Source organism: Pedococcus sp. P2_A3, from assembly GCF_056405035.1.
The window spans coordinates 131,366-144,668 of the sequence record NZ_JBFUCW010000007.1; the positions used below are offsets into that span (position 1 = coordinate 131,366).

At 71.2% G+C, this 13,303-nt stretch carries 12 protein-coding genes; 8 read left to right on the plus strand and 4 right to left on the minus strand.

Translation table 11 applies throughout. The features are described 5' to 3' along the window. Positions 1–8: 8 nt before the first annotated feature. Positions 9–998 (minus strand): DUF4349 domain-containing protein, encoded by a 990-nt coding sequence (locus tag AC1DX8_RS07865; RefSeq protein WP_477629357.1) that lies wholly within the window; start codon positions 996–998, stop codon positions 9–11. A 160-nt stretch (positions 999–1,158) separates the two neighbouring features. On the opposite strand from AC1DX8_RS07865, the gene hemG reads away from it, so the two are divergent. The 3 genes from hemG to AC1DX8_RS07880 all read left to right on the plus strand — a co-directional run bounded on the left by hemG (position 1,159) and on the right by AC1DX8_RS07880 (position 4,396). After that, on the plus strand, positions 1,159–2,646 hold the full coding sequence (gene hemG / locus AC1DX8_RS07870) for a protoporphyrinogen oxidase (protein WP_477629358.1): 1,488 nt from the start codon (positions 1,159–1,161) through the stop codon (positions 2,644–2,646). A gap of 4 nt (positions 2,647–2,650) precedes the next feature. After that, complete coding sequence (gene hemQ / locus AC1DX8_RS07875; protein WP_477629359.1) at positions 2,651–3,364, plus strand: hydrogen peroxide-dependent heme synthase; 714 nt, start codon at positions 2,651–2,653, stop codon at positions 3,362–3,364. A 93-nt stretch (positions 3,365–3,457) separates the two neighbouring features. Then, a complete protein-coding gene (locus tag AC1DX8_RS07880) occupies positions 3,458–4,396 on the plus strand; it encodes a cytochrome c oxidase assembly protein (protein ID WP_477629360.1) in 939 nt (312 codons plus the stop codon). 89 nt (positions 4,397–4,485) lie between these two features. Here the strand turns inward: AC1DX8_RS07880 and msrB are convergent, their stop codons facing one another. Next, positions 4,486–4,908: a peptide-methionine (R)-S-oxide reductase MsrB gene (msrB, locus tag AC1DX8_RS07885; protein WP_477629407.1), complete on the minus strand. Its 423-nt coding sequence runs from the start codon at positions 4,906–4,908 to the stop codon at positions 4,486–4,488. Positions 4,909–5,047: 139 nt separating this feature from the next. Between msrB and AC1DX8_RS07890 the strand changes: the two genes are divergently transcribed. Both AC1DX8_RS07890 and AC1DX8_RS07895 read left to right on the plus strand, forming a co-directional pair. After that, a complete protein-coding gene (locus AC1DX8_RS07890; protein WP_477629361.1) occupies positions 5,048–7,228 on the plus strand; it encodes an ATP-dependent DNA ligase in 2,181 nt (726 codons plus the stop codon). After that, positions 7,228–8,397: an alpha/beta hydrolase family protein gene (locus AC1DX8_RS07895; RefSeq protein WP_477629362.1), complete on the plus strand. Its 1,170-nt coding sequence runs from the start codon at positions 7,228–7,230 to the stop codon at positions 8,395–8,397. Before AC1DX8_RS07890 ends, AC1DX8_RS07895 begins: the two co-directional genes overlap by 1 nt. Before the next feature lie 24 nt (positions 8,398–8,421). Here AC1DX8_RS07895 and AC1DX8_RS07900 read toward each other — a convergent pair whose 3' ends face one another. Then, positions 8,422–9,138, minus strand: coding sequence for a dihydrofolate reductase family protein (locus AC1DX8_RS07900; protein ID WP_477629363.1), 717 nt, complete (start codon positions 9,136–9,138; stop codon positions 8,422–8,424). A 50-nt stretch (positions 9,139–9,188) separates the two neighbouring features. On the opposite strand from AC1DX8_RS07900, the gene zapE reads away from it, so the two are divergent. The 3 genes from zapE to AC1DX8_RS07915 all read left to right on the plus strand — a co-directional run bounded on the left by zapE (position 9,189) and on the right by AC1DX8_RS07915 (position 11,620). After that, the gene (zapE, locus tag AC1DX8_RS07905; protein ID WP_477629364.1) at positions 9,189–10,193 is read left to right on the plus strand and encodes a cell division protein ZapE; all 1,005 of its coding nucleotides are present in this window, start codon (positions 9,189–9,191) and stop codon (positions 10,191–10,193) included. Positions 10,194–10,205: 12 nt separating this feature from the next. After that, positions 10,206–11,162, plus strand: coding sequence for a polyphosphate kinase 2 family protein (locus AC1DX8_RS07910; protein ID WP_477629365.1), 957 nt, complete (start codon positions 10,206–10,208; stop codon positions 11,160–11,162). A gap of 77 nt (positions 11,163–11,239) precedes the next feature. Next, the gene (locus AC1DX8_RS07915; RefSeq protein ID WP_477629366.1) at positions 11,240–11,620 is read left to right on the plus strand and encodes a VOC family protein; all 381 of its coding nucleotides are present in this window, start codon (positions 11,240–11,242) and stop codon (positions 11,618–11,620) included. A 6-nt stretch (positions 11,621–11,626) separates the two neighbouring features. Here AC1DX8_RS07915 and AC1DX8_RS07920 read toward each other — a convergent pair whose 3' ends face one another. Beyond that, entirely contained in the window at positions 11,627–13,273 is a 1,647-nt protein-coding gene (locus tag AC1DX8_RS07920; protein ID WP_477629367.1) for an acyl-CoA dehydrogenase family protein, read from the minus strand. Positions 13,274–13,303: the final 30 nt, after the last annotated feature.

Consider the following 13,303-nt stretch of genomic DNA (forward strand, 5'->3'; position numbering starts at 1 on the left):
TGCCGGGCTTACTGCGGGAGGACAGCCGGCGGCGGGTTCACCGGACGCCGCCGACGCAGGTACCACCACACCGGAAGACCCAGCAGGGCGAACAGGACGAGAAACGGGAGCAGGGCGCCGACGACGGTGAGCAGCACGCTCAGTGATCCGGTGAAGGCGTCCCAGCCACCCTTCAGCCCGACGAGGAACCCGGCTTGGTCGGGCTCCTTCACGATCGCGCCAGGCTCGGTGGTGAGGCTGATCTGGACGGGGGAGCGGGCGACGCTGCCCTTGAGGGAGGCGAGCTGCGCCTCGAGCGCCTCGAGGTCCGACTGGCGACGGGTCAGCTCGGCCTCCAGGGCGACGATCTGGTTGAGGTCCTTGGCGTCCTCCAGGAAGGCCCGCACCCGCTCCACACTGACCCGCATGGTCTGCAGGCGTGAGGTGGTGTCGACGATCTGCCCACCGACGTTCTCGCTGGAGCTCGTCGAGCGGATGACGGTGCCGACCGCACCGAGCTCGGAGATGACCCGGTCGAGCTCGCTGGAGGGCACCGAGATGGTGATCTCGGCGTAGGTCGTGGCGGTGACCTTGGCCGTCTCGGCCAGCGGCACGTCACCCGCCGCGGTCCCGATGTTCTCCGACAGCACGATGCCCTGCGCGGTCGCCGTGGTGGCCCGCACCTTGGCCACGGCCTGACCGATGTTCTTGACCTGCAACGCGATCGAGGCGCGTCGTGCCAAGGAGTCCTGGCTGGCGGTGAGGTTCGCGGTGGTCACCGGGTCGGCGGTCGAACCGCTGGCGCCCGCCTTGGCAGGACTGTCCGGACTGCCTTCGGGGGAGGGAGCCACTCCACCCGAGGAGTCGGCGCCGCGCCCGGCCGACCCACTCGACGAGGCGACCGCGGCCGGCGACGAGGAGGAGTCGCCTCCTCCGCCGCCACAGGCGGCGAGGGCGACGGTGGCGAGGAGGACGGCGCCGAGGGCGGCGGTGGTGCGGTGCGGACGAATGCGGAACATGGCGACTCCCTGGTGAGTGGAGCTGAGCGGTGCAGCTGGGCGGTGCAACTGACGTGCGGTTGGTCGGGCAGCTGTGCGGATACCGGTGCGACTCGTGCCGTGGGGTCGACGTTCCCACCCGGTGGTGTCGAAAGCGTCACGATCTTGAAAGGGTGTGGGCATGGTCGGATCACGAATCCTCATCGTCGGAGGAGGCATCTCTGGGCTTGCCTGTGCTTGGGAGCTGTCGCATGCGCTTCCCGACGCGACCATCACCCTGCTCGATGCGGCCGACCGCCCAGGGGGCAAGCTGCGCCGGGAGCCGGTCGCTGGGGTGGCGCTCGACGTCGGAGCCGAGTCGATGCTCGCCCGGCGCCCCGAGGCACTCGACCTCATCACGGAGGTCGGGCTCGACCCCGACGTCGTCCACCCGGCGACGACCTCGGCCTCGATCTGGTCGCGCGGCAACCTCCACCCCCTGCCCAAGGGGACGCTGATGGGCATCCCGTCGCCGGCCTCGTCGGCGCTCGGCATCCTCACGCCCGAGGAGGTGGCCCGCGCTGAGGCAGAGGAGCCGTGGGCCGCGGGCGAGCTCGAGGACGTGTCGGTCGGTGACTACGTGGCGGCGCGGTGGGGTGACGCGGTCGTCGACCGGCTCGTCGAGCCACTGCTGGGCGGGGTGTATGCCGGTCAGGCCAGGCTGCTGTCGCTGCACGCCTGTCTGCCCCAGGTCTTCGACGCCGCTGCGCGCGGCGCTTCCCTGACCGCTGCGGCCAGTGCCGCAGCGAGCGCTGCTGCGAGTGCCGCGGCTCCGGTCGGGGTCGCCGACGCGGTGGAGCCCGCGCCGGTGTTCGCAGGGCTCGACGGCGGGGTGGGGCGGCTGGCCGAGGTGCTGACCGAGTCGTTGCGGGGACGTGGGGTCACCGTGCGCAGCGGGACGATCGTCCGCGAGCTGCACCGTGAGACGACCACCGCGGACGCGGACCCGAGCGGGCAGGGTGCCGCGTGGTCGGTCGTCGTGGGCCCGCAACCCAGACCCGAGCGACTGTTCGCCGATGCCGTGGTGCTCGCGACCCCCGCTGGACCGACGAGCAAGCTGCTCGCACCGCACCAGTCTGAGGCAGCGAGGGCGCTGCGCGAGATCGAGTACGCGTCGATGGCGATCATCACGCTCGCGGTCGGTGCCGACGGCCCCGAGACCCTTCCGCTCCCGGGCTCGGGGTTCCTCGTCCCTGCCGTCGAGGGGCGCACGATCAAGGCGAGCACGTTCTCGTCGACGAAGTGGCAGTGGACTGCCGACGCGGCGGGGGACCTGTCGTTCCTGCGGGCGTCGGTCGGCCGGTTCGGCGAGACGTCGGACCTCCAACGCCCCGACGACGAGCTGGTCGCCATCGCGGTGGCGGAGGTCAGCGAGGCCTTGGGACACCAGCTGCCCCGCATCGTCGACACGCACGTGCAGCGCTGGGGCGGCGCCCTGCCGCAGTACACCGTCGGGCACCTCGACCGCGTCGCGCGGATCCGGGCCGCCACCGAGACGGTGGCGGGGCTGGAGCTGGCCGGCGCGGCATACGGCGGCGTCGGCATCCCGGCCTGCATCGCGAGCGGACGCGCGGCGGCGCGGGCGGTGGCCACCCACCTGCGGACGCGCGCGGCGGCCGGGGGAGGATAGGGGCATGAGCGAGCCGCACCCCTCCAACCCCCACGCCGCCCGGATCCGCGAGATCAACGAGTCGATCCGCTACGCGATGTGGTCGGTCTTCTCGGTCAGCGCGCCCTTGCGCGACGACCGCGAGGTGATGGCCAAGGAGGTCGAGGAGCTCTTCGTCGCCCTGGAGGCCGACGGGGTGGTCACCCGGGGCGTCTACGACATCGGTGGGCTGCGCGCCGACTGTGACTTCATGGTGTGGTGGCACGCCGAGCGCATCGAGGACGTGCAGGGTGCCTACCGTGCGCTCCTGCGCACCGACTTCGGGCACCTGCTCGAGCCGACCTGGTCGGCCGCGGCGCTGCACCGGCCGGCGGAGTTCAACAAGAGCCACATCCCGGCGTTCCTCGCCGACGAGGCCCCCAAGGACTTCATCTGCGTCTACCCGTTCGTCCGGTCGTACGAGTGGTACCTGCTCCCCGACGCCGAGCGGCGCGACATGCTGCGCGAGCACGGTCAGCAGGCGCGTGACTTCCCCGACGTGCGGGCCAACACCATCGCGTCCTTCGCGCTGAACGACTACGAGTGGATCCTGGCCTTCGAGGCCGACGAGCTGCACCGGATCGTCGACCTGATGCGCGAGCTGCGGGCGTCGCGGGCGCGGATGCACGTGCGCGAGGAGCTGCCGTTCCACACCGGCCGACGCGTGGAGGTCGGCGAGCTGCTCGCCTCCCTGCGCTGACGCGGGTCGGCTGCTCGAGGTCCGACTCACCAACGGCTCGAGGTCCCTGCGGCTCTCAGGGCCCTCACAGGACCGTGGGGCAGGCTCCGGACCGTGCCTGCGTTCGCCCCGGCCGACCTGGTCACCCACTGGGTGGTGTCCCCCTTCGGAACGGCCTTGGCCGTGTTGCTCGGCGTGCCCTATGCCGCCGGGCTCCTGGCGCTGCACCGGTCAGGTGCACGAGTGCCCGTGCTCCGCCCGACGGTCTACTACGTCGTGGGCGTGGGGTCGTTGCTGCTGGCGACCGACGGTGGTCTCGCGGCCTCCCGAGGGACGTCGTTCGTGGCCGCAGCGGCGCAGTCGGCGGTCCTGGCGGCCGTGACGCCTGTGGGGATCGCGCTGGGCGACCCCTTGGGGCTGGCGCGCCGAGCGCTCGGCGCGGGAGCGACGCGTGGCCTCGACCGGGTGGTGGGCAGCCGGGTGGCGCGCGTCGTGTTCTTTCCCCTGGTCGCCTCGGTCGTCGCGACCGCGCTGCACCTGCTGCTCTTCACGACCCCGTGGCTGGCGGCGTCGGTCGCGAGCGCCTGGGTGCGCGAGCTGACGTATGCCGTGCTGCTGGTCAGCRGGTTGGTGTTCGTCCTTCCGCTGCTGGGCGAGGCGCTGGTGCCGGTCTGGTGCACCGACGGGGTGCGGGTCCTCATCGCCTTCGCCGACGGCCTGCTCGATGCGGTGCCGGGGGTCGTGGTGATGGCCTCACCCGGGCTGCTCGGTGCCCCGGTCGCGGCCTACCTGGCCGCGCAGGACCCGTTGTGGGAGCAGCGGCTGGGTGGGGGCGCGATGTTCGGGGTGGCCGAGGTCGTGGGGCTCCCGCTGCTGGCTGCGACCGTCCTGGCGTGGGTCCGGTCGGACGCCCGCGAGGCGGCCCTGGCCGACGCCCGACTCGACCGCGCGGAGCAGCTGCGTCAGGAGGCCACCGGGGACGGCGCGCCCGACGGTGGGCGGGACCGCCCCTGGTGGGAGACGGACCCGCGGTTCACCCGCCGGGCTCCATAGGTCGGACTCCCCGGGGTCGGCCCCAGGGAGGCGGGCCACCGGTGACCTCTGTCCGGGGACGCAGCGTCACTCCGTCGTGGGGCGCAGGGTCACTCCGTCCTGGGGCGCAGGGTCATCGAGATCGAGTTGATGCAGTAGCGCTGGTCGGTGGGGGTGCCGTAACCCTCGCCCTCGAAGACGTGCCCGAGGTGGCTGCCGCAGGTGGCGCAGCGGACCTCGACCCGCTTCATGCCCATCGAGACGTCCTCGATGTACTCCACCGAGTCACCCGCGAGCGGCGAGTAGAAGGACGGCCAGCCGCAGTGGCTGTCGAACTTGGTGTCCGAGGTGAACAGCTCCGCGCCACAGGCCCGGCAGGCGTACACACCCTCGGTCTTCGTGTCGGTGTACTCCCCGACAAAGGGACGCTCGGTGCCCGCCTGGCGGAGCACCTGGTACTCGGCCGGGCTGAGCTCGGCGCGCCACTCCTCGTCGGTCTTGGCCACGGCATACGTGCGGTCGGTCTGCTCCATGCTCACGCTGCGACTCCTTCGCGGGACGGTGACGGTGTTTCGTCTGAACCAGTTCACACCCATCACAACGCAATCGACCCCGATTCTGGTCCCACGCCTCCCACGGCCGTGACGCACGACACCCGGATAGGCTCGCGCCATGGCGGCCAAAGCAACCGAGCTGGAAGTCCCGGGGGGTCCTGAGGGGTCGCGGCTGGTCCGCATCTCGAGCCCTGACCGGCTGATCTGGCCCGACGACGGGATCACCAAGCTCGACCTCGCGCAGTACGCCGTAGATGCCTCGGAGGGCTTCATGCGCGCCCTGCGCAACCGCCCGGTGACCCTGCAGCGGTTCCCCGAGGGCATCACGGGGGAGGAGTTCTGGACCAAGAACCCGCCCAAGGGCATGCCCGACTTCATCACCCCCGTCATGTGCACCTACCCGTCCGGCCGCAAGCACCTCCAGGTGGTGGTCGACGAACCGGCCGCCGTCGTGTGGGCCATGCAGATGAACACCGTGACGTTCCACCCCTGGCCGGTCCGCACCAGCAACGTCGACAACCCCGACGAGCTGCGCATCGACCTCGACCCTCAGCCCGGACGCGACTTCAAGGACTCGGTCGAGGCGGCGCTGGTCCTGCGCGAGCTCCTGACCGAGCTCGGCCTCACCGGGTGGGCCAAGACCTCCGGCAACCGCGGGGTCCACGTGTTCGTCCGTGTCGCGCCGACCCACGAGTTCCTCGACGTGCGGCACGGGGTGATCGGGATCGCCCGCGAGCTCGAGCGACGCCTCCCCGACCTCGTCACGACCTCGTGGTGGAAGGAGGAGCGCGGCGAGCGCGTCTTCGTCGACTTCAACCAAGCCTGTCGTGACCGCACGATCGCGTCGGCCTACAGCCCGCGCCCGCTGCCCGGAGCGCCGGTGAGTATGCCGGTGAGCTGGGCTGACCTGCCCGGCGTCACCCCCAGCGACTTCACCGTGCGGACCGTGCCCGGCATCCTGGCGGCCGACGGCGACGCGTGGGCGGGGATGGACGAGGCCGTGGGTGACGTGGCCGCGGCGATCGCGTTGTGGGACAAGGACATCGAGGAGCGTGGTCTCGGCGAGCTCAACTTCCCGCCGGACTACCCGAAGATGCCGGGGGAGCCGCCCCGGGTGCAGCCCAGCAAGCGCCGCAAGGACAAGTCCGACGAGGACTACATGCCGCCGAAGGCCGAGCGGGACGCCGACCTGCGCACGGTCTGGGGTCCGGTCGTGCCCCCGGTGGCCCCGATGCTCGCCAAGCCGGTCAAGGGGATCCCCACAGGCGACTACCTGTTCGAGCCCAAGTGGGACGGCTTCCGGTCGATCATCTTCAGGTCCGGCGACCAGGTCGAGATCGGCAGCCGCAACGAGAAGCCGATGACCCGGTACTTCCCCGAGGTGGTGGAGGCCGTGCTGGCCAGCTTCCCGGAGAAGTGCGTGGTCGACGGCGAGATCGTCCTCATCGGGGGAACGGGCGACCGGCTGGACTTCGACGCGCTGCAGCAGCGGATCCACCCGGCGGCCAGCCGGGTCAAGAAGCTGGCTGCCGAGACCCCGGCGAGCTTCGTCGCCTTCGACCTGCTCGCCATCGGTGACGAAGACCTCACCGACCAGCCGTTCGCCCAGCGGCGGGCCCGCCTCGAGGAGGCGCTGGCCGATGCGCAGCCACCGATCCACCTGACCCGGGCCACCGACGACCCGGCGGTCGCACAGGAGTGGTTCGAGCAGTTCGAGGGCGCAGGGCTCGACGGGGTGATCGCCAAGCCGCTCGACATCGCCTACGTGCCGGACAAGCGGCTGATGCTCAAGATCAAGCACGAGCGCACCGCTGACTGCGTCGTGGCCGGCTACCGCACCCACAAGAGCGGGGACGACGCAATCGGCTCCCTGCTGCTGGGCCTGTACACCGAGGACGGGTCGCTGCAGAGCGTCGGCGTGATCGGGGCCTTCCCCATGGCGAGGCGCAAGGAGCTCTTCGAGGAGCTCCAGCTCCTCGTCACGGACTTCGAGCACCACCCGTGGGCGTGGGCCGCGCAGGAGATGGGGAGCCGTACGCCGACGAGCGGCGCCACCTCACGCTGGAACTCCGGCAAGGACCTGTCCTTCACGCCGCTGCGGCCCCAGCGCGTCGTGGAGGTGAGGTACGACCACATGGAGGGCCTGCGGTTCCGGCACACGGCGCAGTTCGTGCGCTGGCGCGACGACCGGACCCCGGAGTCGTGCACCTACGAGCAGCTCGAGGAACCGGTCAGCTTCGACCTCGCCGATGTCCTGGGCGACAAGGCCATCGCCCAGCACGTGACGGGGGAGGGGTAGTGCCGCCCGCGTCGACGCCCGCCCGCAAGGCGGCCGTCGCGGGCGCCGTCACGGCGGGCTCGCTCGTCGCGGCAGGAGCCCTGAGCACCGTGGGGGCGGCGACGTACTTCGCCCGTCGGGTGCTGACGCCCGACCGGCAGCGCCCGGACGACACCCAGATCCTCGCGGTCGACGCCGACTCGGTGACGCTGGGGGTCAACCCCGACACCCTCTCGCCCGGCCGGTACGGGCTGTGGCTCGACGGCGACCGTGGACACGCGCGAGTCGGTGAGGTGCTCGACCTCGACGAGGGGTCGGGTCGTGTGCGGCGTGAGCTGCTGGGGGTCGACTTCGGTCACCTGACGAGTGGCTTCGGACGGTGGAACCAGTACTACTTCGCCAGTCCTCCGGACCGGTCCCTGGGGCTGCGCAGTGAGTACGTCGACGTCGACACGGAGCTCGGCACCATGCCTGCGTGGGTCGTGCCCGCTCCCGCTCGGTCGGAGCGGTGGGCGATCCTCGTCCACGGTCGTGGCGCTCGACGCCAGGAAGGCCTGCGCGCGGTGCGCCCGCTGCACGAGGCCGGCATCAACGTCATCATCCCCAGCTACCGCAACGACCTCGGCGCCCGCAGCGGCCCCGACGGTCGCTACAACCTCGGCCTGTCGGAATGGCGCGACATCGAGGATGCTGGGTTGCTGGCCGTGCACCGGGGTGCGCGGGAGCTGGTCCTGGTGGGGTGGTCGATGGGTGGAGCGATCGTGCTGCAGACCCTGGCCCGGTCGTGGCTCGCCGACCACGTCACCCATGTCGTCCTCGATGCCCCTGTCATCGACTGGGGAGACGTGATCGCGCACCATGCCCGGGCCAACGGCATACCGGCTCCGATCGGTGGCCTCAGCCGCGCGCTGATGGGGCGTCGCTCCGCGCGCCGGCTCGTGGGCGTGCACGACCCGGTGGACGTGGCGAAGACCAACTGGGTGTCTCGCGCGGGCGAGCTGCAGCACCGCATCCTGCTGATCCACTCGGTGGACGACGAGTTCGTGCCGGTCGGGCCGTCACTGGCCCTGGCCGGCGCACGCCCCGACCTGGTGACCATGGAGCGGTGGGACCGCGCTCGGCACACCAAGGAGTGGAACGTCGACCCCGAGCGGTGGGAGCGCTCGGTGGCGGAGTACGTCAGCACCTGACCCATCCGGGCCGCACGGGTCTGCTCAGCGGTTGACGAACCAGCGGCCGAGGATGGTGCCGTCTTCCTCGAGCAGCAACGTCGGGGAGGCCGGCAGGTTGAGGTGGGGACCACGCGCGATGGTGGGGTGCTCCCCGCCGACGAGGATCGGCGACCAGGTGAGGTCGAGCTCGTCGACGACTCCCGCCGCGAGCATGCTGTTCAGCAGGCTCGGGCCACCCTCGCACAGGATCTGGCGAAAACCCTTGTCCTCCAACATGTTCCGCATCTTGACGAAGTCGACGGAGTCCTTGCCACAGGTCAGGACGAACTCCTCGCCGAGGAGCTCTCGCGACGAGTCCAGCGCGGCGGGGTCGGCGCCCTCGCGGGTGATCAGGTAGACCGAGCCGAAGGGCCCGTCGAGCACGCTCGGCGGCACCTGGCCATGGTGGCTGACCACCATCAGCACGGGCGCACGGGGGTCCTCAGCCCGCAGCGACGGGTAGCCCTCCGAGCGCACCGTGCCCGCACCGACCACGACGACGTCGGTCAGTCGGCGGAGCAGGTCGAAGACGACGTGGTCGGCCGCGGTGTTGATGCTCCCCGAGCGGTCGTCGGCTCCGTTCGCGGCGCCGTCGAGGCTGGCCACGAAGTTGGCGCGGAGCCACCGGCGAGCCGGCGCGACGTAGAGGTCCGCGAGGGTGGTGGCATCGACGTTCTGGCCGGGGGCATGGGTGCTGGACGAGTCGAGCAGCAGGCGCATGTCGACCAGTGTTGCATTTATCACCTGCGTCCTCTCACTAGGCTGCGCTCGTGCCTGGCTCGCTCGTGGACCGATTCCCGCAGCTCGACCGTGGCCGGCTGGTGCGTGAGCTCGTGCCGCCGCCCCACTTCGCCGCCGAGCGCTTCACGACCTACCGTCCCGATCCCGCCGAACCGTCCCAGGCCGCTGCGGTCACCCGGCTGGAGCGGTATGCCGCGGGGCTGGGCCAGCGCGCCGGTGCCGGGTGGTTCGGGCGCCGGAAGCCAGCGGCGGACGATGGGCGCGGCATCTACCTCGACGGTGGGTTCGGGGTGGGCAAGACCCACCTGCTCGCGTCGCTGTGGCACGAGGCCAACGGCGAGAAGGCGTTCGGGACGTTCGTGGAGTACACCAACCTGGTGGGCGCCCTGGGCTTCCAGCCCACGGTCGAGGCCCTCAGCGGGCACCAGCTGGTGTGCATCGACGAGTTCGAGCTCGACGACCCCGGCGACACCGTGTTGATGGCCACGCTCCTGTCCCGGTTGGCCGGTGCGGGGGTCTCACTGGCCGCCACCTCGAACACGCTCCCGGACGCCCTCGGCCAGGGCCGGTTCGCCGCCGAGGACTTCCTGCGCGAGATCCAGGCACTCTCGGCCCGCTTCGAGGTGCTCACCGTGGACGGCCCGGACTACCGCCACCGCGAGAGACTGGAGAGCCCGCCGCCGTCCACCGAGGACGAGGTGCGTGCCGGCGTCGACCGCGAGGGTGGGGTGCTCGACCACTTCGTCGACGTGACCAGGCACCTCGCCCAGGTGCACCCCAGCCGTTACCGCGCGCTGCTCGACGGGGTCACCGCCGTCGGGTGGACGCACGTCCGCGCGGTGACCGACCAGGCGGTGGCGCTCAGGCTCGTCGTGCTGGCTGACCGCCTCTACGACGAGGACATCCCGGTCTACGCGAGCGGACTGCCGCTGGCTGAGCTGTTCTCCGCCGAGATGCTGGCCGGCGGCTACCGCAAGAAGTACTACCGGGCGATCTCGCGGCTCACTGCCCTCGCGCGGCATGACCTGCACTGACAGGATGCACGGATGGGCAAAGGTGCAGGCAAGGGCAAGGGCAAGAAGGATTCCACCTCCAAGGGCGACAAGACCAAGAAGTCGAAGGTCGCAGGGCTGGATGCGACGAAGGCGTCGGACAAGGGGGTTCCCGCACCCTCCAGCTTCGCCGACGCGCTGAGGGTGGGTGAGGGGTTCATCCTCGCCGACTGCGACCCCCGCTCGACACCGGGGTTCGACGGTGACAAGGCCGCCGGCGAGGAGGCCCTGGCCGCCCGTGCGGGACAGATCAGCCAGTTCCAGGAGCGCCTGTATGCCGAGTCCAAGGGTGAGGTGAAGCGTTCCCTCCTCCTCGTGGTGCAGGGCATGGACACCTCGGGCAAGGGCGGCATCATGCGTCACGTGGTGGGCCAGATGGATCCGCAGGGCGTCAAGTACACCTCGTTCAAGGCGCCCTCGCGGGAGGAGCGGGCGCACCCGTTCCTCTGGCGCATCCGCAACGCGCTGCCGGCTCCCGGCCAGGTCGGCGTCTTCGACCGGTCGCACTACGAGGACGTCCTCATCGTCCGCGTCCACGAGCTGGTGCCGCGCGCGACGTGGTCGCGGCGCTACTCGCAGATCAACGACTTCGAGGCGAAGGCAGTGGCTGACGGCACGACCATCGTCAAGGTCATGCTCAACATCTCGTCCGACGAGCAGAAGGCGCGACTGACCGAGCGGCTCGAGCGCGAGGACAAGCACTGGAAGTACAACCCCGGTGACGTGGACGAGCGGATGCGCTGGCCGGAGTACCAGGCTGCCTACCAGGCGGTGTTCGAGAAGACCTCCACCGAGGCGGCTCCGTGGTACGTCGTGCCGGCTGACCGCAAGTGGTACGCCCGGCTGGCCGTCCAGAACCTTGTCCTCGAGCACCTCGAGCGGATGGACCCCCAGTGGCCGCCGGCGGACTTCGACGTGCCGGCCGAGCAGGAGCGACTCGCCAAGTCGTGACCCCGGCGCGATGACTTTGGCGGGCTCGGCCGGTCCGTACCTGTGTTGATGCACGACCCACACGGAAGGAAGCAGCGATGCTCAGCGAGTCCAAGGCCTTCAGCGGATTCTCGGTGCCCGACACCGAGGCGGCCCGCGCGTTCTACACCGACCAGCTCGGCCTCGAGGTGACCGAGGACCACGGCATCCTGCAGATCCAGCTCGGTGGCGGGCACCACGCCATCGCCTACCCCAAGCCGAACCACGAGCCGGCCGGCTTCACGATCCTGAACTTCCCGGTCCCCGACATCGAGGCGACCGTCGACGAGCTGACTTCTCGGGGCGTGGTGTTCGAGAAGTACGAGGGCACCCAGATGGAGACCGACGCGAAGGGGATCTTCCGCAAGGGCGGCCCGCTCATCGCGTGGTTCACCGACCCGGCAGGCAACGTCATGGCGGTGATCGAGGACGCCGGCTGACGAGCGCTACCCGCTGAAGGCCCGGTCGATGATCGCCCGGGCATGGGTCGCCGACAGGCCGGCGTCGAGGGTCCCGAACGTCACGCCGTGCTGGCCGCCGAGCCGGCTCGCGACGAACGCGTCGGTCACCTCGGTGGGGGCGTGCCGCGCGAGCAGGGCAGCCTGCAGGGTCACCGCGAGGTGCTCCACGACCTGGCGGGCGCCGGCGCCGGCCCCCGGCTCCGCGGCATACCGCACGACGTCGTCGACGCGCGCGATGGCGTCGTCGAGGACGGCGCTGTGCCCGTGGGCGAGCGCGAGCTCCTTGCGGAACGCCTCCACCGACACGGGCTCACGCGTGATGGCGCGCAGGACATCGAGGGCGTTGACGTTGCCCGAGCCCTCCCAGATCGAGTTCAGGGGGGCCTCGCGGTAGAGGCGGGCCAGGCCGTTCTCCTCGACGTACCCGTTGCCCCCCAGGCACTCCAGGGCCTCGGCGACCATGGGCGAGGTGCGCTTGCAGACCCAGTACTTGCCCACGGCCACGCCGAGCCGCGACAGGGCGGTGTCGCCCTCGTCGACGGCGTGCGCCAGGCGCAGCGCGAGGGTCGTGGCGGCCTCGACCTCGAGCGCGAGGTCGGCCAGGACGTTCTGCATCAAGGGCTGGTCGACGAGCAGCGCACCGAAGGCCGAACGGTGACGGGCGTGGTGGATCGCCCGCACCAGGGCCGCGCGCATGGTGGAGGCCGACCCGAGGATGCAGTCGAGCCGGGTGGCCGCGACCATGTCGAGGATCGTGCGGATGCCACGCCCGTCGTCGCCGACCCGCACTCCCCAGGTGCCGTCGAGCTCGACCTCCGACGAGGCGTTGGACCGGTTGCCCAGCTTGTCCTTGAGTCGTTGCAGCGCAAAGGGATTGCGGGTCCCGTCGTCAAGGGCGCGGGGGACGAGGAAGCAGCCCACGCCGGCCTCGGTCTGGGCGAGCACGAGGAACCCGTCGCTCATCGGTGCCGAGCAGAACCACTTGTGACCGGTCAACCGGTAGGTCTCACCGCCCGCGACCGGACCGCCTGGCGTGGGGACCGCGCGGGTGGTGTTGGCGCGGACGTCGGAGCCGCCCTGCTTCTCCGTCATCCCCATGCCCACCAGTGCGCCGCGCTTCTGGTCGAGCGGCCGGAGACCGAAGTCGTAGGTGCGGGAGGCGAGCTGGGGAAGCCAGCGCTGGGCGAGGGCGGGGTTGGCCGCGAGCGCCGGCGCGGCGGCATACGTCATGGAGATGGGGCACAGGTGCCCCTGCTCGTTCTCGGACCACGCGATGAACCCCGCAGCCCGGCGCACGTGGGCGCCGCTGCCGGACGGCTGGGTCCACGGCTCCGCGGTGAGCCCGGCGCCCACGGCGACGGTCATCAGCTCGTGCCAGGCGGGGTGGAAGTCCACCTCGTCGAGGCGTTCGCCGGTGGGGGAGTGGGTGCGCAGGACCGGTTCGTTCTCGTTGGCCTGCACGGCCCATTGGCGGGCCTGTGCGCTGCCCGCGCGGGCGCCCAGGGCGCAGACCTCGTCGTATGCCGCCGGGCCGGCCCAGCGTCGCAACCCCTCCTCGAGGGCGGGCTGGGACGTCACGGTGTTGACGTCGGGCAGTGGGGGTACCTGGTTGGTCACGGCGTGGGTGGGCACGGGGGCACACTATGCCGGGATACCGTGACG